Annotated in this window: 26 protein-coding genes; 5 read left to right on the forward strand and 21 right to left on the reverse strand. The window is 43.8% G+C overall.

Going from position 1 to position 25200, the window contains the following annotated elements:
• Positions 1-9: 9 nt before the first annotated feature.
• From yihI to lexA, 3 genes are all read right to left on the reverse strand, one after another.
• Positions 10-570 carry a Der GTPase-activating protein YihI gene (gene yihI, locus L9Q39_RS12955; protein ID WP_237485441.1) on the reverse strand — a complete coding sequence of 187 codons (561 nt, stop codon included), beginning with the start codon at positions 568-570 and terminating at the stop codon, positions 10-12.
• Positions 570-1208, reverse strand: coding sequence for a class I SAM-dependent methyltransferase (locus L9Q39_RS12960; RefSeq protein ID WP_237485442.1), 639 nt, complete (start codon positions 1206-1208; stop codon positions 570-572). The genes yihI and L9Q39_RS12960 overlap by 1 nt, the downstream gene beginning before the upstream one ends.
• Positions 1209-1485: 277 nt before the next feature.
• Positions 1486-2106: a transcriptional repressor LexA gene (gene lexA, locus L9Q39_RS12965; protein WP_237485443.1), complete on the reverse strand. Its 621-nt coding sequence runs from the start codon at positions 2104-2106 to the stop codon at positions 1486-1488.
• A gap of 327 nt (positions 2107-2433) precedes the next feature.
• On the opposite strand from lexA, the gene plsB reads away from it, so the two are divergent.
• Positions 2434-4881: a glycerol-3-phosphate 1-O-acyltransferase PlsB gene (gene plsB / locus L9Q39_RS12970; protein ID WP_237485444.1), complete on the forward strand. Its 2448-nt coding sequence runs from the start codon at positions 2434-2436 to the stop codon at positions 4879-4881.
• A gap of 114 nt (positions 4882-4995) precedes the next feature.
• On the opposite strand, the gene ubiA is transcribed toward plsB, so the two are convergent.
• Both ubiA and L9Q39_RS12980 read right to left on the reverse strand, forming a co-directional pair.
• Positions 4996-5850, reverse strand: a complete 855-nt coding sequence (ubiA, locus tag L9Q39_RS12975) for a 4-hydroxybenzoate octaprenyltransferase (RefSeq protein WP_237485445.1) — start codon at positions 5848-5850, stop codon at positions 4996-4998.
• Positions 5841-6389 (reverse strand): chorismate lyase, encoded by a 549-nt coding sequence (locus L9Q39_RS12980; protein WP_237485446.1) that lies wholly within the window; start codon positions 6387-6389, stop codon positions 5841-5843. The genes ubiA and L9Q39_RS12980 overlap by 10 nt, the downstream gene beginning before the upstream one ends.
• 158 nt (positions 6390-6547) lie before the next feature.
• Between L9Q39_RS12980 and L9Q39_RS12985 the strand changes: the two genes are divergently transcribed.
• Positions 6548-6955, forward strand: coding sequence for a flagellar basal body-associated protein FliL (locus L9Q39_RS12985; protein ID WP_237485447.1), 408 nt, complete (start codon positions 6548-6550; stop codon positions 6953-6955).
• On the opposite strand, the gene glpG is transcribed toward L9Q39_RS12985, so the two are convergent.
• The 11 genes from glpG to ftsY form a co-directional block, all read right to left on the reverse strand.
• Positions 6949-7782 (reverse strand): rhomboid family intramembrane serine protease GlpG, encoded by an 834-nt coding sequence (gene glpG / locus L9Q39_RS12990; RefSeq protein WP_237485448.1) that lies wholly within the window; start codon positions 7780-7782, stop codon positions 6949-6951. The genes L9Q39_RS12985 and glpG overlap by 7 nt on opposite strands.
• Positions 7783-7784: 2 nt before the next feature.
• On the reverse strand, positions 7785-8123 hold the full coding sequence (gene glpE, locus L9Q39_RS12995; RefSeq protein WP_237485449.1) for a thiosulfate sulfurtransferase GlpE: 339 nt from the start codon (positions 8121-8123) through the stop codon (positions 7785-7787).
• A gap of 464 nt (positions 8124-8587) precedes the next feature.
• Entirely contained in the window at positions 8588-9685 is a 1098-nt protein-coding gene (locus tag L9Q39_RS13000; protein ID WP_237485450.1) for a hypothetical protein, read from the reverse strand.
• A 12-nt stretch (positions 9686-9697) separates the two neighbouring features.
• A complete protein-coding gene (locus L9Q39_RS13005; RefSeq protein ID WP_237485451.1) occupies positions 9698-10414 on the reverse strand; it encodes a hypothetical protein in 717 nt (238 codons plus the stop codon).
• Between the two features lie 9 nt (positions 10415-10423).
• Positions 10424-13165, reverse strand: a complete 2742-nt coding sequence (locus tag L9Q39_RS13010) for a TcfC E-set like domain-containing protein (protein ID WP_237485452.1) — start codon at positions 13163-13165, stop codon at positions 10424-10426.
• Complete coding sequence (locus tag L9Q39_RS13015; protein WP_237485453.1) at positions 13162-13734, reverse strand: hypothetical protein; 573 nt, start codon at positions 13732-13734, stop codon at positions 13162-13164. The genes L9Q39_RS13010 and L9Q39_RS13015 overlap by 4 nt, the downstream gene beginning before the upstream one ends.
• 82 nt (positions 13735-13816) lie before the next feature.
• A complete protein-coding gene (locus tag L9Q39_RS13020; protein WP_237485454.1) occupies positions 13817-14410 on the reverse strand; it encodes a hypothetical protein in 594 nt (197 codons plus the stop codon).
• Positions 14411-15067: 657 nt separating this feature from the next.
• Positions 15068-15925 (reverse strand): RNA polymerase sigma factor RpoH, encoded by an 858-nt coding sequence (rpoH, locus tag L9Q39_RS13025; protein ID WP_237485455.1) that lies wholly within the window; start codon positions 15923-15925, stop codon positions 15068-15070.
• Positions 15926-16162: 237 nt separating this feature from the next.
• Entirely contained in the window at positions 16163-17119 is a 957-nt protein-coding gene (ftsX, locus tag L9Q39_RS13030; protein ID WP_237485456.1) for a permease-like cell division protein FtsX, read from the reverse strand.
• Positions 17109-17780 (reverse strand): cell division ATP-binding protein FtsE, encoded by a 672-nt coding sequence (ftsE, locus tag L9Q39_RS13035; RefSeq protein WP_237485457.1) that lies wholly within the window; start codon positions 17778-17780, stop codon positions 17109-17111. Before ftsE ends, ftsX begins: the two co-directional genes overlap by 11 nt.
• A 62-nt stretch (positions 17781-17842) precedes the next feature.
• Positions 17843-19060: a signal recognition particle-docking protein FtsY gene (ftsY, locus tag L9Q39_RS13040; protein WP_237485458.1), complete on the reverse strand. Its 1218-nt coding sequence runs from the start codon at positions 19058-19060 to the stop codon at positions 17843-17845.
• 212 nt (positions 19061-19272) lie between these two features.
• Here ftsY and rsmD point away from each other — a divergent pair, with 212 nt between their 5' ends.
• Together rsmD and L9Q39_RS13050 are read left to right on the forward strand one after the other, a co-directional pair.
• On the forward strand, positions 19273-19878 hold the full coding sequence (rsmD, locus tag L9Q39_RS13045) for a 16S rRNA (guanine(966)-N(2))-methyltransferase RsmD (RefSeq protein WP_237485459.1): 606 nt from the start codon (positions 19273-19275) through the stop codon (positions 19876-19878).
• Positions 19875-20180 carry a DUF1145 domain-containing protein gene (locus L9Q39_RS13050; protein ID WP_237485460.1) on the forward strand — a complete coding sequence of 102 codons (306 nt, stop codon included), beginning with the start codon at positions 19875-19877 and terminating at the stop codon, positions 20178-20180. Before rsmD ends, L9Q39_RS13050 begins: the two co-directional genes overlap by 4 nt.
• 119 nt (positions 20181-20299) lie before the next feature.
• On the opposite strand, the gene L9Q39_RS13055 is transcribed toward L9Q39_RS13050, so the two are convergent.
• The 4 genes from L9Q39_RS13055 to L9Q39_RS13070 form a co-directional block, all read right to left on the reverse strand.
• Positions 20300-20887 carry a YhgN family NAAT transporter gene (locus tag L9Q39_RS13055; protein WP_237485461.1) on the reverse strand — a complete coding sequence of 196 codons (588 nt, stop codon included), beginning with the start codon at positions 20885-20887 and terminating at the stop codon, positions 20300-20302.
• Between the two features lie 131 nt (positions 20888-21018).
• Positions 21019-21255, reverse strand: a complete 237-nt coding sequence (locus L9Q39_RS13060; RefSeq protein WP_237485462.1) for a YecH family metal-binding protein — start codon at positions 21253-21255, stop codon at positions 21019-21021.
• Positions 21256-21351: 96 nt separating this feature from the next.
• A complete protein-coding gene (locus L9Q39_RS13065; RefSeq protein WP_237485463.1) occupies positions 21352-21975 on the reverse strand; it encodes a lysoplasmalogenase family protein in 624 nt (207 codons plus the stop codon).
• Positions 21976-22199: 224 nt separating this feature from the next.
• On the reverse strand, positions 22200-22571 hold the full coding sequence (locus L9Q39_RS13070) for a DUF4145 domain-containing protein (RefSeq protein ID WP_237485464.1): 372 nt from the start codon (positions 22569-22571) through the stop codon (positions 22200-22202).
• Positions 22572-22751: 180 nt separating this feature from the next.
• Here L9Q39_RS13070 and L9Q39_RS13075 point away from each other — a divergent pair, with 180 nt between their 5' ends.
• Positions 22752-23771 carry an amidohydrolase family protein gene (locus tag L9Q39_RS13075; RefSeq protein ID WP_237485465.1) on the forward strand — a complete coding sequence of 340 codons (1020 nt, stop codon included), beginning with the start codon at positions 22752-22754 and terminating at the stop codon, positions 23769-23771.
• 187 nt (positions 23772-23958) lie between these two features.
• Here L9Q39_RS13075 and L9Q39_RS13080 read toward each other — a convergent pair whose 3' ends face one another.
• The gene (locus tag L9Q39_RS13080) at positions 23959-25191 is read right to left on the reverse strand and encodes an EAL and HDOD domain-containing protein (RefSeq protein ID WP_237485466.1); all 1233 of its coding nucleotides are present in this window, start codon (positions 25189-25191) and stop codon (positions 23959-23961) included.
• Positions 25192-25200: the final 9 nt, after the last annotated feature.

Here is a 25200-nt window from a genome sequence, read left to right on the forward strand (position 1 = left end):
CAACTCCTTTTAGTTTTTGAACTGATTGAGATCGAGGTCTTCAAAATCGGCCAGCAGCTCTGCGTCATCTTTACGCTTCTTGCTTGGCTTCACGACTTTTTCTTCCATCTCTGGTTCTTCAATCTCTGGCTCTTCCTCTTCGAATAGCCCCAGCTGCTTCATCAATATTTCGATACGATCGAGTTTCTCATCGACGTATTTTTGCAGCCCTAAACCAAGCTTGTCACCATTATCAAGGCGATCAAGCAGTACATTAAGCTGCGCGTCATTTTCAAGCAGTTCCAACTCTTTCTCAGCAGACACCCTACGTTCTTGCTTGCTTGGTTTCTTCTTCGCTTCAACAATCAGAGGGATTTTCTTTTTGCTGCCCAAGCGCGGATCTAGCCCTTGCTTGCTACCTGGGGTCGCGCTACCGCTACCTTGAGAATGGCGGCTACCTGATTTTTGACCTTTGCGCTTTTTTAAACGCTTGCGCAGGCGACCTTCAACATCAGACTCGGTACGATTGCGAGTAACGATAACCGGTTCTGGTGAAGAACCTGGTTTTCTTGATTTTTTCGTACGGCTCATTACGTAAGTTTCCTCAGTAAAATGACATCATTGCCAATAAATTCAATTTCTAAATTATCGCGCTGAGCTAGGTAGATAAATGTAGCTCGACTAAAAAACACCACATGGGTTTGGTCATTTTTATAGTGCCAGTTTGCAAAGGCCTCTACATCGATCACCAATTTAGTCATCAAACCTAACCATCCTGAAGGCTTGAGCAGCGACAACCATTGTTGCCAAACCGTATTCGGTTCATAGAGGTGTTCAATCACCTCTGTCGCAGTAATAAAGTCGTATTGATAGTTCAATACGGATAATTCTGGGTAATAGTATAAATCATACAGCGACATTAAATGCCCCTGCTCTTCAAACATCAGCGACAAAGTCGGTCCCGGTCCGCAACCAAAGTCCAAACCTTTCGATTGAGGCGAGATACGCTGTGCGAGAGGAGACACTATGCGGGATAAAAAACGTCGGTAACCTGAGTCGTTGGGATCATTAAGATGGAGATCATAAATCTCTTTCTCGGCATCGGCATTCAGCCTCTGCTGGCGAGGAACAAACACCAACTGACATTCTTGGCACTGCAAGTAGTCACGCTTTTTATCACTATGATAGTGCTGTATGGATAACGCCGAACATAAAGGGCAAGTTTCCACAATTTATCCCTTTCAATGCTTCCAGAACAATACAAGGCTGCGAAACATACCAGAAACTAGAGATGGATGGAAACAGAGTCGCGCAATTTTTCTACAATTATTACCATCAACCGATTGCGTGGGTTAGCCAGTGCTAAAAAAACGATGATTTATAGGCGGGAACGAGGGAAAAAACAGATAACCCAACAGGTGTCATTACTTGAGTAACAGTCCACTGCCTGAATGTGTACATTCAACGGTTATCTGAGATTCGCCCTGATGAAAGGTAAGTGACTACTTACATCCAATCCGTATTACGGATAATACCGACGGCAATACCTTCAATGGTGAGGTGCTGCGACGTGAGATCCACTTGGATGGGAGAAAACTCCTCATTTTCTGCATGCAGTAATACGGTAGAACCTTTGCGCTCTAAGCGCTTAACCGTCACATCATCATCAACTCGTGCGACAACAACCTGACCATCTCTTACATCCATCGTTTTATGAACCGCAAGCAAGTCGCCATCCATAATACCGATATCTTTCATACTCTCGCCATGCACTTTAAGCAAGAAGTCCGCCTGAGGTTTAAACATATTAGGGTCAACTTGATAGTGTGCTTCTACATGTTCTTGCGCCAAAATAGGCTCACCGGCAGCAACTTGACCAATCAGAGGTAAGCCAGCATCTTCATTCGCCGCCTCTTCAATCAGCAATCGGATACCTCGAGAAGCACCTGGAATGATCTCAATCGCTTTTTTACGAGCCAGCGCTTTTAGGTGTTCTTCTGCAGCATTCGCCGAGCGAAAACCCAATTCTTTGGCAATTTCTGCACGGGTTGGCGGCATGCCAGCATCATCAATTTTAGCTTTAATTAAGTCGTATACTTGCTGTTGGCGGGGCGTTAAGGGCTTCATAAGTCACCTGTCTTTTTATACAGTTAACTGTGAGTATATCCAGTAATGTGTGAATTGCAACGGGAATTGTTTATTTTTTAACTGCATCATCAAGCCGTTAGCTTTAATATGCGCACTGAATGGGCTCAATGCCTGTTGAGCCCGCCAGCGCGACGGAAATTATTCGGTAAAGTTTTGTGTAAAGACTTTTTTCACTCAAAGGTAAGACCAGTTTCTGGTATGCTTGGCGAGCATTAATTTTAGTGTCTAGGATTACATCAGTGTCGATCGTATTCTGATGTAATCCTAGACATTGTTTCTATGAATAAATTGAGGCTGTGAACCTTTATGTCTTCAGGACAATCATTACTGCGATCTTTTCTCAAGCTGCCTATGTCTGTGCTTGTGAAAGGAACGGCTATCCCATCGAATCCGATTGAAGATCTCAACATAGATATCTCCAAACCAATTGTTTACGCACTGCCTTTCAGTTCCAAAGTGGATCTATTGGCTCTACGTAAACAAGCGCTGGCGTTAGGTTTAACAGACCCATTCGAACCCATCGAACTCAATGGTGAAAAACGCAGTCGATTTGTTTTTATTGCTTCACAGCCTACCTTAATTGGCAGCGACCAAGATGTACCCAATGAGTCCATTGCCCTATTTTCTGAGCTGTTAAAGGCGCACGAAACAGACAAGCAATTGGATGTTCAAGTCGTACCAACCACCGTACTTTGGGGTCGCAAACCAGGTCGTGAAGAACAAGCTAAGCCTTATTTACAGCCGATGAATGGCATGCAGAAAGCCATGGCTGTGTTGTCATCTGGCCGTGACTGCATGATTCGCTTCAGTCCGGTGGTGTCATTACGTTATATGGCCGACGCTCACGGTACCGACCAATCTATCGCACATAAATTGGCGCGCGTTGCCCGGATTCACTTCTCAAGACAGAAGTTGGCCGCCTCGGGTCCGAATTTACCCAATCGACAGGTTTTATTTAATCGTCTGTTAAAGTCTCAAGTCATTGAACAAGCGATTCAAGACCATGCCAGCGCAAACAATGTGCCAGTAGAAAAAGCACATAAAGAGGCGTTACAGATCATGGACGAGATTGCGGCTGACTTCTCCTATAAGTTAGTCAGAAGCGGCGATCGCATCATGACTTGGCTTTGGAATAAGCTCTATCAAGGCATTAATGTCAGCAATGCCTCTACGGTGCGTAAACTGGCACAAGACGGTCATGAGATTGTTTATGTGCCTTGTCACCGAAGTCATATGGACTATCTGCTCCTGTCCTACGTCTTATACAAAGAAGGCATGGTTCCGCCTCATATTGCCGCCGGTATTAACCTCAACTTCTTCCCAGCCGGTCCTATTTTTAGACGCGGCGGCGCATTCTTTATTCGCCGTAGCTTTAAAGGCAACAAGCTTTACTCAACCATCTTTAGAGAATATTTGGCTGAGCTATTTGCTAAAGGCTATTCAGTGGAGTATTTCAGCGAAGGCGGTCGCTCGCGCACGGGTCGTCTATTGCAGGCAAAAACCGGGATGCTGGCAATGACCGTCCAAGCCATGCTAAGAGGTCTGAATCGCCCTGTGACGCTAGTGCCAGTCTATATTGGCTATGAGCACGTAATGGAAGTAAGCACTTACGCTAAGGAACTGCGTGGTAAGCGTAAAGAGAAAGAAAATGCCGGCCAAATTATTCGAACGCTTCGCAAGCTCCGCAACTTCGGACAAGGTTATGTCAACTTCGGTGAGCCGATTCCGTTAAATCAATACTTGAATGAACAAGCACCAAACTGGACCAAAGATATTAACCCGATGGGGGGCGAGAAACCGCAATGGTTGGCTCCAGCTGTCAACAACTTAGCGACGAAGATGATGACCAATATCAACGACGCGGCAGCAGCCAATGCTTTGACACTGTGTGCCACTGCCTTGTTAGCGTCACGTCAACGCGCTTTGTCTCGCGATAGTCTCATCAATCAGATTGAGTGCTACTTAGCGTTGCTAAAAAATGTGCCTTATTCAAGCACAGCAACCATGCCAACATCATCGGCTTTGGAATTAGTCGAACATGCTGAGTCGTTAGATAAGTTTGTTATCGAGTCGGATAATCTGGGCGACATTATTTCACTGGATAGAGATCAATCTATCCTGATGACCTACTATCGCAACAATATTATTCATCTGTTTGCTTTGCCATCACTGGTGGCGCAGATCCTGATTAGAATGCGCAAGTTACCGGTCGAAACCATTAAGCACAATGTCCAACAACTGTATCCTTTCCTTAAAAAAGAGCTGTTTTTGAGCATCAAAGAGGATGAGTTGGAGCAAATGACGGATCGGATCCTTGACGAACTGCAAGCGCAAAAGCTTATCTATGTTGAAGAGGGTATTGCTTGGACTAACCAATCCAATACTCAGCCATTGATGTTGTTAGGTCGCACGATTTCGGAAACTTTACAGCGCTACTCTATCTCGCTCGACCTATTAGCCACTTACCCTGAACTGGATAAGACCGAGCTTGAGCAAAAGAGCCAAGAGATTGCACAGCGCCTTGGTCGACTGCATGGTATCAACGCACCAGAGTTCTTTGATAAAGGTGTGTTCTCTGCACTATTCAGCACCCTTAAAGAACAAGATTACTTAGACAATGATGGCGAGTGTCATCGTGAGAAAACTGAGCAATTAGCGCAGTTGCTTTACTCGTTGCTCTACCCAGAGGTACGCCTGACCATTGAAGAGAGCGTGCATCAAACCGAATCACCTGAGCCTGATATTTCGTTGTAATTATCTCGCTGCGAATTAATTCACTGTCATTAATGGGCTGCAATTAAAGAGGCCACTGCTTAGCAGTGGCCTCTTTGTCTTTGAAACAGACTGTCGACTTAGCTGCATCAATAATTATAGATAAGCCACCAGCAAGCCCACCGTTACCGCCATGCCCACATGGTTGTTATTGAGAAACGCTTGGAAACACTGCGCTCGATCTCGATGACGAATCAACCACTGTTGGTAAACGAACAAGCCCGCCGCCACCAATAGACTCCAGTAATAAGCCGTGCTGATTTGGTAGTAGTCGCCCACTGCAATCAATAAACACAGAGTGGCTAATTGCAGTCCACCAATAATCAACTTATCTCTACGCCCAAAAAGGATTGCTGTTGATTTGATGCCGATTTTTAAATCATCCTCTCTATCCACCATGGCGTATTGGGTATCATAAGCAATGGTCCACAAAGCGTTTATCACGAACAATAACCAAACCATGGAGCCGATTTCGTTGGTTTGTGCAGCCCATGCCATCGGTATAGACCAACTAAATGCTAACCCTAAAAACAACTGCGGGAGATGGGTAAAACGCTTCATAAATGGGTAGATGAACGCCAATGCCAACCCCACCACTGACAACTTAATCGTCAGTGTATTCATGGTCAGCACTAATAAAAATGAGAGTAGCGCTAAAACAATAAACAGAGCTAAAGCTTCTTTGGAAGAAACATCTCCTGAAGGTATCGGTCGAGCCTTCGTTCGCTCAACATGACCATCCACTTTGCGATCGGCAAAGTCATTAATGACACAACCGGCACTGCGCATCATAATAACACCAGCAATAAAAACCAGCAGCACATGGAGATCGGGGATCCCTTGAGCAGCCAGTATTAACGACCAGAGCGTAGGCCAGAGAAGCAACAGAGAGCCAATCGGTTTATCGATTCGCATCAATCGACAATACGCCTTTGCTTTCACTAGCTCCATTCATGACTCTCCGCAATATAGATGGGCGCGTCGGGTAAAAATAGTTCTGTCACCAGCATCGGCGTCTGATCAACCCAAATACGAGAGCGACGTGCGTATAACGGCATACCATCAACCGTCACCTGCGTTAATTCCAACGCATCTCGGGCTGTATTTTGACTCGCAAAGACGGTCTCGCCCAAGGGCGTGTTCCCTTGATGTGATAGATTATAATTTCCCATTTCCATCCCTAAAACAGGCATTAAAGTGCGACCAACTAACCATGGAACGCTATCTCCATGCAGCACAACTTCTCTTAACCAACAATGGGTATCTTCTAATAACTCGCTCTCCGACGGAGCAATATCTGCAATTTGGCATTGAGCATTAGTCACGACATCAACGGTTAGATTTTGGCATTGCTGCAACAGTTTATGAGTTAACGATCCCTGCTCCATCAACCATTGCTTGACATGTTCGCTAGCAAATTGGAACTGTTCAGGCGTCTGCCACTGTGCTTGATTTATAATTTTTCGATATTCAGATACTGATTTATTCATTTTTGCTATTCAACAACAAGCGCTTAAAACGTACAATCCCTGTTCAATTGAACTAATGAGTATGACGTTCAAAAATTTTATCTATTCTAGATGTCTCATGCTATTGTAACAAGAACGAGCATACGGAATATCAGCTTGCAGGGGTTTAAGAAAAAAATATGTGTAAACGTTACCTAGTCCAATTTTTCCTTATATTTGGCTTGACGGCGTCGACGTTTGCTAATGCTACACAAGAGCCTATGGCAAAACTGGCGTACTTCACGCTAGAACCCGACCTAACCACCAACTTCTATACCGAAGGTAAAAAACTGGGGTATGTTCAGGTGCGTATCGACATCATGGTTGCAGACTCAAGTTACCTTGCCGTTGTAGAACATCATCAGCCTCTTATTCGCGATGCGGTCATAGAACACCTTGGTCGCCAAAACGCTGAAGTCATTAAGTCCCTAGCAGGAAGAGAAGCCACTCGACGCCATCTAGTTGAAACCTTAAATAATCTGCTGCTCACTGAAACGGGAAAGAGCGTGATTACCGATCTCCTGTTTACCAAGTATATCTATCAGTAACGTTTCAGCCTTTTACTGTCTATCCAACCTAGCGCCATACCACTCACGAGACCTAGTGTGTGTGCGGCGTTGGCGATGGCTAGGTAAGGTTGAACAAAGCCAAGCACTAACCACACCAGCATAAAGCCGATGATAGGTTTTGGAATAGTCAGTTGAATGTCTGTTCTATAATAGGTCAGTATCCACAAATACCCCATCAGGGCATAGACAACGCCCGATAACCCACCAAAGTTAATGCCGCTGAACCAGTACTGTCCCAAGCCTGATATTGCCGCCGAAACCAGAAAGATCTCCAGTAGTTTTTTACTGCCCAACTCCTGTTCAATGTCGCCACCAAACTGCCACCACCATAGCAAGTTAAAAACAATATGGGTCACTGAAAAATGTAATATTGCATGTGTGACCCAGCGCCACACCTGTAAAACTTCCGCCTCGGATGATGGAAAGTGCAATAGCGAAAAAACAGACTCACCAAAGCCTATCGACTGCAAACCATAAACCACTATCGACAACACCATAATAGCCAGTGTGAATACTCCAGCCTTAGCTCGCACATAAGAGAGCAAGCTGGGTCCTTGATAACGAAAGGTATTTTTCCGGCTTTCGGCCATATCCCAAGACGAGGCTAAATATTTTGCATCATTAGGTTGTTGCAGAAATTGTTTGAGTTCGGCTTCGGTTTCTAATTGGTCTTCATCGTTAACTAACCAAAGAACAAACTGCCCCTGTCCTTCAGGCATCATTTGAACATCAATATTCCGTGACGCCATGTAATCAATGAAGCCTTGAGCCATTCTGGGATTATTCACAACAATAAGACGAATCATATCTACTTCTCTATTTTCTCTATCTTCTCTATCGGTAAATTGCCACGATGCCAAGCCTCAAAGCCACCGTCGACGCTGTAAACCTGTTCAAAGCCTTGGTTTAACAAATATTGAGCTGCACCTTGACTGCTAATACCGTGGTAACACATGACCAGAACCGGAGACTCAAACTCGGTCTGGTTGATAAATTCCACCATAGTGTCATTGGTTAAATGAAAAGCGCCAACAGGGTGAGCGACCTGAAACGATTGAGGATCACGAATGTCGACAAGACGCGCATCGGTGTCTTGTTCAATGAGTTGTTGAGCTTGAAACACATCAATATGTTGAAACTGTTCCATGAGTGACTTCTCCTTCTTGCATGAGGTTATTTTTGGCAATACTGCACAGAATTTCATGCTGATATAATGTTTATTATTGAATCATCATCTTATCACTATTCAGTGCTAATAATGACCCCAAGTCATTCATGGTTTAACATTGGTGGATAGTTTTTCACCAGTTGTGGGTAAGTTTGTGGATTGTGTTGATAAGCTAACTTTTTCTCGATCGATCCACTATATATAGTGATGATCCTGATCTTCCTGTGAGCAATTACAAAACTATCCCCATCTCATATTTTGTTCTCAAGGCTTACCTAATGGCGTTTTTTGCTCAACTCCAAATAATTTTATCACAGACTTATCCACACCCTATCTGCAATATATCGTCCTTAAATAGTAAGGGCTAAGATCGTTTGATCTCAGCCCTTATTGACTCAATAACCATCAACCACATTTTATTGTTCATCAACGCTCAAAGCGTGTTAAAGATCCACAGCAAACAGCACCGTAAAGGAATCGCTGTATTGACCTGTTTTTACTTGGTCAATGGTCCGATTTTCATAACCAATTGTGAGCTCATAGTTGACTGTGCTTTTATCGGCTCCAGTGGGCGCAGTCACCACACCACTATTGGCTCCCACAGCCGTTGTCACCGTTCCATCGACGACGATTTGTTGATAATCGGAACAGGTTGAACAGGTGATATAGTAAGGGATCTTATCGGTTGCTCCGTTACCGCCGCCTTCATGCATGAGTTGATAATCTTTACTGGTATCAAATTGCATTTTTAGACCGTTATTAAAATAACCTGTCGCTTCAACTTTATAGCTTGTTTGTCCTTTCACATTTGATGGCGTGTACTCCGGCTCCATCACTCCCGCATCAGGGGAATAAACGTTTAACGACCGCAAAATATTGGGCATATACGTCACCATCAGCGTGATTGGCATCGACAAAGTACGGTAAGTTAGAACCGATTGTTGGTTGTAGTAATAATATTTAAAAGAAACATGAAATGTTGCCGAGTAAGTGCCTTCTGGCTTCCCGCTCAATGCCGTCATTAAATCATCAACACTAAAAAGTGGACGGACAAAAAAGAAAGGCGTTTGAAACGCAGCGGCATTGTTCAATTCAATGGATGAAGCACACGTCGTATCACCACTTGAGGTTGAATATACCGCCAGCGTCGAGCTTGAAGTGGAACTAGTGGTACAGAAACCAGGCTCCAATCCCGTATTAGTATTCGCTGATGAAGTCAGGGAAACGCCTCCCCAATCATATTCGAAACCGTGCAAAGTCATGTTCGTGCTGACGGTTTCCCCATTCAGTCCATTCAATGTTAGCGTCTGCGTTGTTTTCGTTGCAGATGGAAACCAACGGTTGGTCGGCTCTAGTCCCGCATAGGACTGAGCCGATGTGACTCGGTAAATATCACCACTAAAGGTATTCGCATTTTCATAGGTCACAGAATCGCCTTGAACGGTGATATTGAGTGTTGCAGCGTGCAACCATAATGGCGCACACAAAATCGAAGCCACTATCGCTTTGACCATCCAAAATGCTTTGCTCGCTGTTCTCATTGTCATTACCTACTAGTTTGAATTAGCAACCGTCACTTGCTCCTTATGACGCTCTGAATGGTCATACACGGTGACATTGAGTGCTTTACCCACCGCCTCTGGTGGCAGTGGTAGTATCTTAGCTCGACCTTTGATTAAGATGTAAGTTCGACGACAATCCAAGCTATGCTCTCCATTACAATTATCAATCACGACCTTAATCATGGTGTTACTCTTGTTATGGATTTTCACGTCTTTGCCCATCGGCGTGATGTCATAAGCCAACTTCGGTTCTTTCGCTGGAATAATAAACACTGCTGAGTAGCCCACGAAAACCGTGACCGTCTGCTCGGACTTTTCTCCCTTTGGCACATAAGGCTTAGGGACTAAAGTCACTTCAAAGGTTTTATCTTCTGACAGATCGCACTTATCACCACAAATTGCCTTTACGCCAATACTTCGCGTTCTACCCGGTTCTATCACCAATCGAGGGTTGCTGACGGCAATTTCCCACTCATCAATATTGTTAATGTCGTACTTAACACGCTCTATGGTGCCTTGCTCTGTTGTAAATAGCTCGCTTACTTCACTTTCTATGAAGTAAGGTAATGACTTGTCATTTGCCATGACAAAAGCCCCATTACCATCCTTGTCAGCCACCTCCAACATCTTGTCGATGTTCATCGCATAAAGCGCATTCGATAGCGTCAATGCAGCGAACCCAAACGCTGTGAATATCGTTTTTTTCATATTGCCTCACTAATTTTGCGTTAAATCAACAGACTCATCGGTTCGAGCAAATCTAAGTAGAGACTCGATCACGTCCGCTTGATCCATAGTAATTAAGGTTTGATCTTCGTATGTGATGTATATAGAAGAATAGAACTGATGCTCCTGTAAATACACCATGATGTTACTGCTGCTCAGCCTTTCCAATGCTTCGGCAATATCGGAATCTTGATGGAAGTCGCCTAGGTACTGAATCACCTTGCTGTTTCCTTCTTGATCCGTAAGTCGCTTAATCTGTCCCAACAATAAACTTGGGAAGCAGTAGTTGTTGCCATAGTTCACTTTAGCTGACATCTGGACATTTAAGTCGCAAACGTAATCATCATTGACCAGATGAAAGGGCTGTTGATTCAACACCGTAATATTGAACACTCCATCAACAAGTGGCGTCACATCGACACAACCAATACCTTTACAAGAGAGCTCTTGAATTGGGCGGTTAAAGATATCGGTAAAGCCCGCAACAAGACGCTTGGTTATACCGATATTGGCATCCATCTTAACCACACCACCTGGAAATGAATAACCGTCCACATAGCGTTCACCCACATTATGCAAGTCAGCAATACTGGTATCTAAGTCCAGTTGGTACTGTCCGTATTCAGACAGAGGAATTGCCGTGGATGTACGATAGAGAACATGTCGTTGGTAATTTCCATTTTCACCTTCCACCATTAAATGCCCTTTAAGACCCTCATTTTCATCAATCAGGCTCGACGTAGGTCGCAAGTCGACAACGGCATAGGAGGAAGCTTGAGTCGATGAGTGGTACAAATCACCATCTGTCATAATGGTTGATGTCTTAAATCCAATAGAACCGCCGTTATAGTTGTTGCTATCTGCGGTTAGATAACCATTCAAAGCGACACGGTCGTTATCATATTGACCAGATAGAGACGCATCATAATAGTCACCTCGTTCAGCCTGATAAGTATGCCCTGCGTAGCCACGAACATTAGTAGACTCCGTATTGTAGATACGATTTGCCGTCAGGCTGTTACGAACCACATCAATACCCTGTCCCTTGCTATGTAACTGAGTATTCCACGTCAACTCAGCAGGCGTCCCTAGACTCAGAGATAGTGAAATCGAGCCATAGAATTCACCATCATCAAAGCTTTTGATAACGTTTTCAGTTTGATAGCCCAGATCAACATTAATGCGTGACCAACTGTTCAGTTGTGAAGATAGCCCTGTGTTTAGGTTGGTTGATTCATACTCAATACCTGTGGTTTCGCTATCTTGCTGGCTGTAAGAACCACTGAATCGCAAGAAACCAACCCCACTGACGCTGTATCCATAGTTCACATACCAACGTTCATAATCGCCATAGCCAAACAAAGTGCTGGCTAAGTTATTCTCGTCCGAGCCCCTTAAACGTTGATAACTCAGTCCAAGGCGACCAACATTAACCGTCGCGTTGAAGTGACGCTCGTGGGTGGAAGCATAATTCAGTACGGTGTCAAAATTGATATTCCAAGGGCTATCGACTGATAGACCACCACTTGCAACCTGACCTTCATCACTGACTATCAAGCCAGTACCAAGGAGTGTCGAATGATGCAATTTAGTCGAAAACAGACCACGACCAAACGCGATTGTGCTTCCCGCCCCCCAGTAGTTATTACTCTCTAAGGTTCCAGCCGAAAGTGCATAATCAACATCGTTGACGGCCAAATCGTCTGTTAGATTATTAAAAATAGTATGCGTTTCTCGTGAAAGAACTTGTTCACCATTGCGCACTTCAACTTCGACCTCATACACACCATACGGAAGCTCCGAGTAACTTAACGCTCGTTGCCCCTGCTCGGTATTACGCTCTACCAAATAACGACCATTGGTCGTATCGCGCACAACAACACGACCCACAGCGGGAGCATAGTAATATAAGACTTTAGATTGGTTGCTTTTGCCTCTCAGAAGATTCTTTGAACTCCCGATTTCTACGGCGATCTCTTTGGTTCCATTGATCGCAGAAGCACTACGCAGAAAGTCGGTACTATTCAGTGGCTCAAAGCTACGAAACTGACCCGCTCTAACGTGCATATTGTCAACATCAAGATGGTAGGCTAGCGTGTACAGATCAAATTCTTCACTGACAGACTGATACTGCATATCGGCATGCAGATAGCCGTAGCCAAGGTTGGCATAAACCTCATCATTGACACGAAATGAAGCGTCTGACCCTGAAAATTTATCCGCATTAAGTGAAAGATGATTAATTATTGCCGATTGTGGATTATAAGGCTGATAATAATCTAAGGCTTGCGATGAATGATTATTATCATTAAGTCGTTTGGGGTTAACAAACAACAATAACAAATTCTTTTCGTTATCAAACAAGAACTCATATTCATCTGGAAGCAGTGTGCACTTAGAAATATTTATTTTACTGCATTGCTTGAAGTCAACATCAATACCTTGTTGTAAATCAGACACAATCACACCTACCGTGTCTTGATTAATATTAGACGACAGTAAGGTTTCTCGAATTGAATCGCGATCATGATTATCATGACTAAGACGAATATGGTTTTGATTAGTCTCTAAATTGACTGTGGAATAATTTCCGTTAGGATCACGCAACTTAACTTGCTTATACTTAAGCTCATAAAAAGACTCGAACCCTGATGGAACATTCTCATAGGCATTTGAATAACCAGAAATTATGGAAACAATGGCACTCAAAGAGACGATAATTAACGGCTTCATAGGTTATATCTAAACCCCAAGACAAAATTACCCTCGCAATAACGAACGTTATCATTATTGATAACGGGATAAGTCAAAATGATCGAGTGTTCTGAAGCTGCCTTTACGCCAGCCGTGGTGCCAGTACCGAAAGCGGCAATGTCCTTGGCGAAATTGAGCACCATCGGATTAGATAATGAGTCGAGATGTACCGTTGCAATAGACTCATAGCCAGCAATCGCCGTAGCACTCGTGCTACTAATGCTGTCGTAGCAAGTAGAGTTATTTTCGGTAAGAGTCAGTTGATAGCCATTTTGTACATAATCATCTTGGCTATCGAGTGTGCTATTAATTGCCAGAGAAAAATGTTGGTCAAAAAACTTGCCTGCATTTTTATCAAATAATAGCGTGGCGCTCACTGGATCAAATTCAAGTGTGACGGTATCAGCTAACATCATTGAACGGTCAATATTCGTTGAAACGTCTAACTGGCGAGTCTGCATCGCTTGCACAGGCATCACTACAATGCCAAAGCTCACGCTACAAACCAGTAACGATTCACAACGGAAAAAACTTTTAAGAATATCCATCTAAAATCGCACCCAATACAGTGATAAAAACGAGAATAAATGGGCGCATGGCAATGCGCCCAGATCATATAGTGCGGAAAAATTAACTACCAGTAAGCACGATCGTGACTGAAACCGCTGCATCCTTGCCAGAATGGCTATCGATCACATTTTTAGTTGCAGTATCATCGCTTGAAGCAACATTCACCTTAATGATGTTATCAGTAGCAAGAGTACCTGACGTTAGGGCACCCATGCCGTCAAACGCTGCGATTTCTGTATTGCCGTTGTTCACAGTCCAACCAATACCATTAACTGGAGCGCCCTCAACAAAGGTAGCAATATCAGTAACTTGCCACTCAAGACCTGAATATGCTGTTGCCCCGCCCGCAATATCGTCGTTGATCGTAGTGCCGACTTCGATAAGCTCACCAGGAACAGGGGTAGCAGCAGTACCTGTATTGGTCCATGCTTCCAGCTGAATATCAGGACCTACCAACGAGCCTGATGTATTACGCATAAGCTGACCGATTGGCACCACTTCTGCGCCATCTCTACCAGTAATCATAATCGTTTCACCAGCGACAATACCTGAGATAACACCCTGCCAGCTTGCCGTTGCTGAAGTCGTTGAAGCGCTTGCCGAGAAAGACGCTACCATAGCGGCAGACAGCGCAGCTAAACCAAGTTTTTTCATAAAAGTACCCTTCTTACTTAATTTAAAATTAAGTTTCAATCTAACACATTAATTTTCATTAAAACTATTAATAACAAAACCCACTCATCGAAATCATCGACTTGTTTGGAGAATATAATTAAATTGCCCTAAACCGTTTTGCTATAAGAACGATAATCAAATAAGCAAACTGGGTTAACCCAATAATCCTCAGCACGAAATCTAACGGTTAATAACTTAATTGGGAATAGTACATGTACGAAAAGGTACTATTTTCATCTTTTACTTACATAAGCCTTCCTCATTGCGATATTAAATGAAGGAAAGTTCCTACAAGAGTGGTCGCTATATAGGATAAAATGAAGGAGAGTTGGAATTGGGAGGGAGAAATAAAAATGAATAGCTATTGATAATTTAATTTAAGCTTAAAGTCCATCAGCAAACAGGAATAAAAATATATCCCACTAAACTAGTGGTTATACTTTACAGGCTACGATATATCAAGCTTAAAGTATACCTTCTATAGATATTAATTGTTATACCCAAGTTATCTCAATATGCAGAATTCAGAGGTAATTGGGGTACGGTTGAAGAGAATAAATGCAACTCATACAAAAACGGTAACCACAATATGATTGTGATTACCGTAATAACTGGATTAGTTGACTTGGTTGGTGACTAAAACTCACCAACCGCAGACTTCAGTTTCTTCATAGCATTTTTTTCAAGCTGACGAATTCGCTCAGCAGATACACCATAAGTATTCGCGAGATCTTGCAAGGTGGACTTATCATCATCCAACCAACGAGAGCGCACGATATGCTGACTTCTCTCGTCCAGAGTGGCCAATGCATGACTCAGGCGATTGTTGGTATGATTCTCCCAGTTCTGGGCTTCATAGTCTTCTGCCAAATCCGAGCTCTTATCTTCAAGATAAAGCGCTGGAGCGGTGTAAGTAGTATTTGCGTCATCATCATCGGTCGGCATTTCGAACGTTGCGTCTTGAGCCGCCAAGCGAGATTCCATCTCACGTACTTCAGCAGGCGCGACGCCAAGCTCTTTGGCAACCGTTTCAACTTCACCGTTGTTAAACCAACCCAGACGCTTTTTAGACTTGCGTAGGTTGAAGAACAATTTACGCTGCGCTTTGGTCGTGGCAATCTTAACAATACGCCAGTTACGCAATACATACTCATGGATTTCAGCTTTAATCCAATGCACGGCGAACGAAACCAGTCTCACGCCCACTTCTGGGTTAAAGCGTTTAACGGCTTTCATCAAGCCAATGTTGCCTTCTTGAACAAGATCAGCCATTGGTAGCCCGTAGCCAGAGTAGCCGCGAGCGACATGAACAACAAATCGTAGATGAGAAAGGATCAAGCCTTTCGCAGCATCAATTTCACCGTTGTAGTGTAATCTTTCCGCAAGTTCACGCTCTTCATCAGCCGTCAGCATAGGATATCCATTCGCAGAACGGATATAGCTGTCTAGACTGTCTTGCGTTACTAAAGCCATCGAATACGCTTGGTTTGCCATTCACTTCCTCGTATATCTTTCATCAGGACACTTTGTTTACTTGCCCGTTACTTTAGTCAAGTGACGGTAAATTTCAACAAAGGGGTTAGTTATTATGCACAATCGTTGATAGTTCACAAGTGCCAATGGGTACAAAATAGTCTAGCAAGATTAGGTTTCAATATTGTCACAACCCGTCAGCACCCATGCTTAGGCACATTACTGACGGCATTTCGCTCATAGTAAGACAGGCAACCCTTAAACAGGTTCAATCTCTTTTAGATGACGTTTTGCTGAGAGGCTAGCAGCCCCCATTCCCAGAAACAATCCCGTCATCAAGATGATAAGAGACTCATCCCAGCCGAGACCGAGAAGACGATAGTCGCTGTCATAAAGATAGGAAAGTTCGCTGACGGCATTGTTGGCTAATACAGTTACGAGTGCTGTTAACGCCCACGCGACAATAGCGCCAAGTAAACCAAACCACATACCAGTATAGAGATAAGGACGAAGAATGTACGCATCGGTTGCGCCAATCAATTTCATAGTTTGAATCGACTCTTTGTTCGCTAACACGTTAAATCTGAGAGTGTTGCCAACGATAAGCACCACGGAAAGGAACATGAGCACCGAAAAGATGCCACCCACAACCAGCGCTAACTGTTTAATCGCATCAAAACGACCAAGCCAATCTTTATCGCGTCGAATATCAGTGATGTCGGGAAAATTAGACAGTTTTTCCACCAGCGCACTATCCGTCGCTGCCGTTAAATCTTTAGGTTGAATCAATAACACGCCTGGCAACACATAACCTTCAAGCATACTGACGGCTTGCTCAAGTCCTGAGTGTTCACTCAAATCCACCAAGCCTTGCTCTGGCGTGATATAGGTAACACTGGCAACCTCATCCCAAGTCTCTATTTTATCTTTCGCCACCAAAACCTTAGCATCCGGTGTGCCTTCACTAATAAAAGCGGTCACTTGAGATTGATAGGTGACACTCGCGTTCACGGCGAGGATATTTTTCGCGACGAGATATAAACAACTCGGCACACTCAGTGCCATCGCTATCACCGCGAGAGTCAGAATATGACCAAGTGGACGTTTCCAAAGCGTTTGAAATGCACTTTTGGCTTGCTTCGACTGAGTGGAAAAGAAACCTTCTGGTTTGAGTCGCTGCTTACCCTGCTTGCTTCTTCTCTGTTTAGACACCATCACTCACCTCACTCAAGAAACCTTGGTTAAGCTCTAGGTAACGATATTGCGGTCTGGAGCGTACTAAATGAATATCGTGAGTCGCGATCAGAATAGAGACACCCGCACGGTTAAACTCTTCAAATAACTGCATGACCTTATTTGATAATTCAGGATCAAGGTTACCAGTAGGCTCATCAGCAAGCAGAACGGCAGGGCGATTCACCACTGCACGAGCAATACCAACACGCTGCTGCTCACCACCCGATAACTGTGTCGGTAAGCATTTAGCTTTATCGAGCAATCCCGTTTTATCTAAAGCCGCGCTTACCCGTCGCTTGATCTCATGTTCAGGGATAGATTCAATTCGCATGGGCAAAGCCACATTATCAAAGACACTCTTATCCATAAGCAATCTATGATCTTGAAACACAATACCAATGTTGCGACGCAAAAAAGGAATGTCCTTAGTTGGTAAGCGACTAATATCATGCTGATTAAATAGGATACGGCCATCGGTGGGTCTTTCGATTGCGCATATCAACTTCATTAACGTACTTTTACCCGCTCCTGAGTGACCACCTAAGAAGGCCATCTCACCTTTTCTAAGATGAAAGTCTACCTTTTGCAGAGCTTGACGCCCGCCACGATACGCTTTGCTTACATGCTCGAATTTGATCACCTAATCATTCCTCTGATTTGGATGCCCGCTCAAGGCAAAGCGAGGCTTTGCCTGATTTTTACTTAGTCTTCTCGGCTAAATAACGCGTCAATAAAGTCTTGAGTCTCAAATGGTCTCAAATCATCAATTCCTTCCCCTACACCAATGTAGCGAATAGGGATCTGGAATTGGTCTGCAAGAGCAAAGATAACACCACCTTTTGCTGTACCATCAAGCTTAGTCAATGTAATACCCGTAACTGGAGCAACATCACTAAATAACTTAGCTTGGCTAATGGCATTTTGACCTGTGCCCGCATCTAAGGTCAGCATGATCTCATGAGGTGCTGAGTCATCCACTTTTTTCATTACGCGGACTATCTTACGCAACTCTTCCATTAAGTTTGCTTTGTTTTGCAAGCGACCTGCGGTATCTGCAATCACCACGTCGACGTCACGAGCCGTTGCGGCTTCAATGGCATCATAAATAACAGACGCGCTATCTGCACCCGTATGTTGAGCAATAACAGGAACGTCATTACGCTCGCCCCACACTTGCAGTTGCTCGACAGCAGCAGCACGGAACGTATCCCCCGCTGCTAACATCACTTTCTTACCTTGAGACTGGAACTGTTTGGCAAGCTTACCGATGGTCGTTGTCTTGCCCACGCCGTTTACACCAACCATTAAGATGACGTATGGCTTGTTTTTATTGTCGATTTCTAGTGGTTTTTCGACCTGAGCAAGGATCTCCGCCATCTCTTCTTTTAGCAGACCGTAAAGTGCTTCACCATCTTTAAGATCGCGACGGGATGCCTTCTCCGTCAAGTTGTCGATGATTTTCACCGTGGTGTTCATACCCACATCGGCAATCAGCAACTGCTCCTCTAACTCTTCAAACAGCTCATCATCAATCTGCTTGCCTTTAAACAGACCAAAAAAGCCAGCGCCAATATTCGCTTTGGTTCGGCTTAGGCTACGCTTCAAACGGGCAAAGAAGCTTTCGGTGGGCTTCTCTTGCTCTTGGATTCGCGTGACTGTTTCTGTTTCTGTTTCTGTTTCTGTTTCTTCAGTTTTTAATTCATCGTCCTGAACAACCACTTCTTCAATATGTTGCGCTTCAACATCTTGTTCTTCTTGTTGTTCTTCTGCTACTGGCTGTTCTACAACCTGCTTCGACTCTTCTGATGAAGCCTCTTCTTGAGCTTGATTCTCTTCAACGGAAGGTGATTTCGCCTGTTCCTGCTCTTCGTCGCCGAAACCAAGCCACGAAAGTAATCCGCGTTTTTTCTTTTCTGTCATCTAAAACTATCCTAAATGCTATCTGTCGTGAGATTGCAGCTCGATTTCACCGCATCACAAGAAAGGGCTATCCGTCCTTGTGGGATGAAATTTGAAATATTTACTATAAAGCAGTAATAAGTTGGCAAAGAGATTGATACACTTCGCTTCTCATCACTTCAAGTTTAATTTTAACTCGATATAGTAACACTTTATTGGCGGTCAAAAAATCTATGGTTAGACGTCGTAGGCAAACTCCATCACAAAAACCATCCCCAACCGGGAATGTACGCATCATCAGTGGCTTATGGCGCGGTAGAAAGCTACCGGTTCATGACGCAGAAGGGTTACGTCCAACGACGGACCGCGTTAAAGAGACACTGTTCAATTGGTTAGCACAAGATATACCGCAATCAAAGGTGTTGGATCTGTTCGCTGGCTCTGGTGGTTTAGGATTTGAGTCTGCATCAAGGCAAGCCGATTCCGTCACTATGGTTGAACTCAATTCGCAAGCCTACCAACAACTTAAAAGTAATATCCAACTCGTTAAAGCCGATAATATTCAAGCCTTTAATCAAGATGCGCTGACATTCTTGGCGCAAGGTCCCCAAAGTGAGGGGTTTGATGTTATTTTTATCGATCCGCCATTCCGTCAAGGGTTGTTACCTGAGGTGGTCGAACGATTAGAAGCGAATGGTTGGTTGACCGATAATGCTTTAATCTATATCGAAACCGAAAAAGAGCTACAACTCGATATCATCCCAGAGCATTGGGATATGTTAAAAGAGAAGACAGCGGGCCAAGTGAGCTACCGACTGTTCGAGAGGAATTCACAGTGAAAGTATTACTTACCATCGCCAAGCTTTGCTTTGCCTTTATTTGGTTCATCCTGATTTTAAATATTTTTTATCCGTTTCCCGGTAAAGGAGCAATTGCCCTTTACATTATGGGGGCATTTCTATTCCTGATGCATGGTTTACAAACGCTGATCTTCTTAGGCGCATTTGGGGACAAGTTGAAATTATCCTCTTGGGAAAAGTACTCCATACTGATTTTTGGTATCTTTGCACTGCTGGATATACGCCAAAAGTATATGATGGCACCAGCCGAAGAAACGCCCGCCGAAGACAAAAGCGAATAAATAAAACAGTAAGGCCACCTTTTGAGGTGGCCTTACTGTTTTAGATTGAATCCATTGGATTTGCAGATTCGTTAACCGTCAATTTCGTTAACCAACCATTTCGTTAACCAGCAATTTCCTTAACCGCCAATATAGCTCCTCACTCCATTCAGGAACATCTGCGTGGAGATCATGACCAGTAATAACCCCATCAACCTTTCTACTGCTTTTAAGCCTCGTTCACCCAACAGCTTATTAAAAAAGTCATAGAACATAAGAATCAAAAAGGTCGCTCCCCAGGCAAGCAAGACCGCTAGGGACATCTCTTGTAATGCATCTGGATTTTGAGATGACAACAACAGAAGTGACGCAATCACCGAGGGACCGGCGAGCATCGGGATGGCCATAGGAACAATAAATGGTTCCTCACCTGCCGCCAACCCTGTGACGCTGCCAGCCTGAGGAAATATCATCCGAATCGCAATGATAAATAGAATAATACCGCCGGAGATACTTAAGGTTTCAGGCTCAACGTGTAAGAAACTAAGGATGCTCTTACCTGCAAACAAGAAAAGCATCAAAATCACTAATGCAAAGCAGAGTTCTCGAATCAACACCTTTCGACGGCGTTTGGGATCTAGGTGTTTAAGAATAGAGAGGACAATCGGAAGGTTGCCCAGCGGATCCATGATAAGAAACAGCATGGTAGCCGCAGATAGAATATCCATGAGTAAAGCCTGCTAGCGAATAAAAGCCGCCATTGTATACTGAAGTGGTTCACAGGTGCATTCATCAAATCATTATTATCAATAGGCTGAGCTAAAATCGGCTATTTATCTTAACAATAATCACACAAGGCTTAATGAGAGCAAACACGCTCTAGGTTTAGATGCCAAACCCCTTCTTTTTCGACCACTTTCTGATTTTGAACAAAAAAGCTAAATAGCGAATCTAAATCAAATCCTTCACGGCTACAGGTGTGGAAAGAGACTTCTTCACCAAATTGTTCTTTGACCTCAGCGACTAAGCTTTCACGAGTCATTGGTTGTTGTTTAAGAAGATTAAGTACTTTGTGAGCATGAACATTTGTCGACATGATGTGCCTATATAATTGGAACGTTATAATTGAAGTGTTCTAAAGCTAGAATCATAGCGATTAGCAATAATAAGGCGATGATCTAGCGCAAATCGGCTAGGCAAATATCGAAGCGACCATCAAGGTATGGGCAAGATAATACCCGCCAACTAACCCATAATGAGCCTGCTTTGTCGGGAATCGATAGCCGTTGAGAGCAAATAGAATCGCCGTCAACGCCAATACTAACGATCCGACAAAACCCAAGAAAGCATGCGCTGTACTATCGATTAACCAAGCCTCTCCCGCCATACATACCAAAGTCAATAAACAGAGTGTCATCACTGTTGTGGGTATAAGCAACGACTCTAACTTGGGAAGCAGCATCAATAGAGTCACAATGGCAACGCAGAGAAACAGTACAGGAAACCACAAGACAAGTTGTTGGCTATCTAACGGAATGGCAAATGCCACTGCATACATCAAGGCACCGACCAAAAAGCCGATCACAGTAATATTTCTTAAGTGATAAACGTGCCAAATTAGGTTGCTGATCGAGAAAACGGCGAGCGCCGCGACAAACCATCCCCATGAGAGATCGTGAGGGTTGCTGTTAATCATTTGAATAAGTAGCAAACTATGAGAAAGGAAACTAAAAATAATGCAGCGGGTTTTATCGCCTTTTTCTATCGCAAATAGGTATAACAAACACGATAAAAAGATCGCTAACCAACTCCACATAAGCCCGCCTTTCACATCACAGTTCGACCAGTTTATGAGGCCTTACTGTGATGTCCAGCTTAAATAATGAAAAATGGTACTTATCTTATGATTTGTGTGGTTTTTTATACAATTAGATCAGGTAAACAAAGGCTAATACTGTGTGAATCAGACGAGAGCCAGACGAACTCTCTCACGTAACGAGTCTTTGACCACCGAGTCTACTTTATTGCTACATCAAAGGATTATTTAAGAATGATATGCTGCACTTTTTCCCAGTGGATATAATAAAACCCAAGCGCAATGAGTGTAATGAGTGCCATCAAGCCCACCGCTGTTTTCCATATAAAACGACTGCTTCTTGGGGTCAGTTCTTGTTCACACTCATCGCAGGCCTGCAAGAAACTGGAGCGATCCTCAAGTTTATAATCGTCTTCGTGTACAACCTTGTTTCTTATCGTAGCAATATAACGCAGCTTACTGATCACATGATGCGGTAAACGCTCTTCACAACTGGTGACCAACTGGTGTAATCCCTTGCCATCGGCTCGATATTGTTGACGAAGCAGCTTTTCAAGACGCTTTGTTCTTAGTACTACTCGTTCAATGTCGGACATCGTATTCCTCCTACCACTCAATCATGGCCATTGCCTAAGTGGTCAATGATGATCAACTTCCATCATTGTGTCCCAAATAAAGCCAAAATTCGACTAAAGCTAAGTAAATTCAAGTAAAGATGTAACCCACATCAAGGTCGTGATAATTTACCTTTCAAACCAATGTGTAAGGATACCTCTATGTCGATCAAACATTCCCTTAATCGACTCATTATATTGACACTTAGTTTGGCAATAGTTCCAGCTTGCAGCGCAAAAAACTATCAAGGCAAAATCAATGATGCCGAGGTACACCTCGTTGACTACTTCCAAAATAGCGCGGGCACACAAGCTCTAATCGCGAACATGGATAAGTTAAATATAGAACACTCCATCGTCATGGGCTTACCTGTTATCAAAAAGTGGTCTAGCACCGAGCCTATGCCACCGCGCTTTGTTTATGGGGATGATACGCCGGTTTATTACTATTCATACACTGACGAGTTAGTGGCTCGCGGAATTGAGTCTCTTGCTAAAAATGACCAAAAACGGCTGCATCCATTCTTAAGTGGCTTTAACACCACCGACCTCAATGCCGCAGAGCATATCGAGCGAGAGCTTGAATATCGTCCCGGATTTTGGCAAGGCATTGGTGAAATTATTACGCGACATGATTTATTGACTGCATTAACACCAGGTGAGAAGCCAAGAGCGAATCATCCAGCCTTGACCAAGGTCTACACGCTAGCCGCCAAGCATCAACTTCCCGTGTTGTTGCACACCAACATCACTTCCCAGCGAGAAAATCAGCCTATTTATCTTGATGAGCTAAAGCAGGTGCTGCATCAGCACCCAGACACTCACTTTATTTGGGCGCATGCCGGCACTACAGCGACACTAACACGTAATCTCGATATGGCGTTCCTGTACTCTACCGTCTCTAAGTTGCTTGCGGACTACCCCAACCTATCAATATTGGCGTCTTGGTCCTTGGCGGATGTAATGATACCAAAAGGGAAAGTAGACAAACGCTGGCTTAAACTGGTGAACGACTATCCGGATAGGTTTATGATCGGCAGTGATGTTGTTGGCTCTTTTGATTACCAATACACCTCATTAGCGCTTTGGTTCCCACTTCTCAATGCACTACCTACAGAGACAGCCCATCGAGTCGCTTATCAAAATATCTTAGATGCTTTACCAGCCAATCAGAGCCATTAAAAATCGTGGAAGGAAATAGTACTCCTTCCACGATTTTTTACTTCAAGTAGTTTAGATATCAAATAGCTTAAATATCAAATAACTCAAGTTTCAAATAACTTAGGAACGGTCAGCTCCGTTGGTTTAACGCTGTTGGTTAAGTTCAACGAGCTGAGAGCGGTTAGTCGAAAGAAACTCACTATAACGACTAAACGGAAGCAGCCTGCATTTTTTGAGTCCAGTTCTGAGCATCTGCCAACGCAGCAAACACATCATCTTGAGTCACACCCAGTTGCACCCTGAGTTTTTCCATACCTTGCCAATCAGCCAATTCAAAACACTCACCAAGCAACAATAGCTGACCATACGGTCCTTCGCGTCGTAGCAAAGCCATCTTGATATCTTCCGCAAGAGGGATTTTTTTCATCAGCTGAGCGATCGGAATGTCCATAATGGCATCAAGGATTGAAAATAGACCGATCATAAAAGCCTGCTCTCTATGTGAGCGCAACCCTTCATGACGACTCATTAAGCGGCAAAAGTGCGCTCGCTGTAGAGAGAGTTCATACAACGCTTTCGGTTTACCACGAGAAACAAAAGAAGCGACAGCCAGAGACACAAAGAGCTTTAACTGCTCTTGCCCAAGATAGACGAGTGCTTGACGAAATGATGAGATTTCTGTCTCCAGTCGATTGCCCATATTATTGACAAACTTGAGTAGCTTATAAGACAGAGTCACATCTTTAGACACAATTTGCTCGATGCGGTCAAAGTCCACTTCAGGTAGGCACACTTGATGGAACAACTCCATGGCAACCACCTGTTCTGAGCTCACATAAACCTGTTTTTTTATGATCGGCTTGCTAAAAAAGAACCCTTGAAAAAAACTAAAACCGGCCTGCTTCGCCGCTTGAAAATCTTGGTCAGTTTCCACTTTTTCAGCGAGATAACGGCGTGAGCTTCCCTGTTTTTGCTGCTTCACAACAAACTCGCAGGCTTTATCTATCCCCATAGCCATCACATCAAGCTTAACAATATGGACAAAAGGTAAGAATCGCTCCCACTCTTCGCTAAAAGCAAAATCATCAAGCGCAATCAAGTAGCCGTTTTGGCGCAACTCACGGACAGCCTCGAGCAGTTCATCATTTGGAGTACAAGTTTCAAGCACTTCAACCACGATAGTGTCTTTGGGAAGACTGAGTGGCAAACGTCGAACTAAGCTTTGATGAGGAAAATTAATGAAACATCGAGATTTAGAATCATCCTCTTGCCCTACCGATAGATAATTTTCTGCAATTAGTCGATAGGTTGAACGGTCTGGCGCTACATGGGTGGGAAAAGCATTGTTTTCGCCATCGCGAAACAGCAACTCATGACCAATGGTCATTGAACGAGCATTGAAAATAGGTTGTCTTGCAACGTAAGTAGTGAATGCTTCCATAACTTCCTA

The organism is Vibrio hippocampi (assembly GCF_921292975.1).
Taxonomy (GTDB): domain Bacteria; phylum Pseudomonadota; class Gammaproteobacteria; order Enterobacterales; family Vibrionaceae; genus Vibrio; species Vibrio hippocampi.

Coding starts and splice junctions, on each gene's coding strand:
- yihI (WP_237485441.1), bottom strand. CDS start 570: ATGAGCCGTACGAAAAAATCAAGAAAACCAGGTTCTTCACCAGAACCG.
- lexA (WP_237485443.1), bottom strand. CDS start 2,106: ATGAAGCCCTTAACGCCCCGCCAACAGCAAGTATACGACTTAATTAAA.
- plsB (WP_237485444.1), top strand. CDS start 2,434: ATGTCTTCAGGACAATCATTACTGCGATCTTTTCTCAAGCTGCCTATG.
- ubiA (WP_237485445.1), bottom strand. CDS start 5,850: ATGGAGCTAGTGAAAGCAAAGGCGTATTGTCGATTGATGCGAATCGAT.
- L9Q39_RS12980 (WP_237485446.1), bottom strand. CDS start 6,389: ATGAATAAATCAGTATCTGAATATCGAAAAATTATAAATCAAGCACAG.
- L9Q39_RS12985 (WP_237485447.1), top strand. CDS start 6,548: ATGTGTAAACGTTACCTAGTCCAATTTTTCCTTATATTTGGCTTGACG.
- glpG (WP_237485448.1), bottom strand. CDS start 7,782: ATGATTCGTCTTATTGTTGTGAATAATCCCAGAATGGCTCAAGGCTTC.
- glpE (WP_237485449.1), bottom strand. CDS start 8,123: ATGGAACAGTTTCAACATATTGATGTGTTTCAAGCTCAACAACTCATT.
- L9Q39_RS13000 (WP_237485450.1), bottom strand. CDS start 9,685: ATGAGAACAGCGAGCAAAGCATTTTGGATGGTCAAAGCGATAGTGGCT.
- L9Q39_RS13005 (WP_237485451.1), bottom strand. CDS start 10,414: ATGAAAAAAACGATATTCACAGCGTTTGGGTTCGCTGCATTGACGCTA.
- L9Q39_RS13010 (WP_237485452.1), bottom strand. CDS start 13,165: ATGAAGCCGTTAATTATCGTCTCTTTGAGTGCCATTGTTTCCATAATT.
- L9Q39_RS13015 (WP_237485453.1), bottom strand. CDS start 13,734: ATGGATATTCTTAAAAGTTTTTTCCGTTGTGAATCGTTACTGGTTTGT.
- L9Q39_RS13020 (WP_237485454.1), bottom strand. CDS start 14,410: ATGAAAAAACTTGGTTTAGCTGCGCTGTCTGCCGCTATGGTAGCGTCT.
- rpoH (WP_237485455.1), bottom strand. CDS start 15,925: ATGGCAAACCAAGCGTATTCGATGGCTTTAGTAACGCAAGACAGTCTA.
- ftsX (WP_237485456.1), bottom strand. CDS start 17,119: ATGGTGTCTAAACAGAGAAGAAGCAAGCAGGGTAAGCAGCGACTCAAA.
- ftsY (WP_237485458.1), bottom strand. CDS start 19,060: ATGACAGAAAAGAAAAAACGCGGATTACTTTCGTGGCTTGGTTTCGGC.
- rsmD (WP_237485459.1), top strand. CDS start 19,273: ATGGTTAGACGTCGTAGGCAAACTCCATCACAAAAACCATCCCCAACC.
- L9Q39_RS13055 (WP_237485461.1), bottom strand. CDS start 20,887: ATGGATATTCTATCTGCGGCTACCATGCTGTTTCTTATCATGGATCCG.
- L9Q39_RS13060 (WP_237485462.1), bottom strand. CDS start 21,255: ATGTCGACAAATGTTCATGCTCACAAAGTACTTAATCTTCTTAAACAA.
- L9Q39_RS13065 (WP_237485463.1), bottom strand. CDS start 21,975: ATGTGGAGTTGGTTAGCGATCTTTTTATCGTGTTTGTTATACCTATTT.
- L9Q39_RS13070 (WP_237485464.1), bottom strand. CDS start 22,571: ATGTCCGACATTGAACGAGTAGTACTAAGAACAAAGCGTCTTGAAAAG.
- L9Q39_RS13075 (WP_237485465.1), top strand. CDS start 22,752: ATGTCGATCAAACATTCCCTTAATCGACTCATTATATTGACACTTAGT.
- L9Q39_RS13080 (WP_237485466.1), bottom strand. CDS start 25,191: ATGGAAGCATTCACTACTTACGTTGCAAGACAACCTATTTTCAATGCT.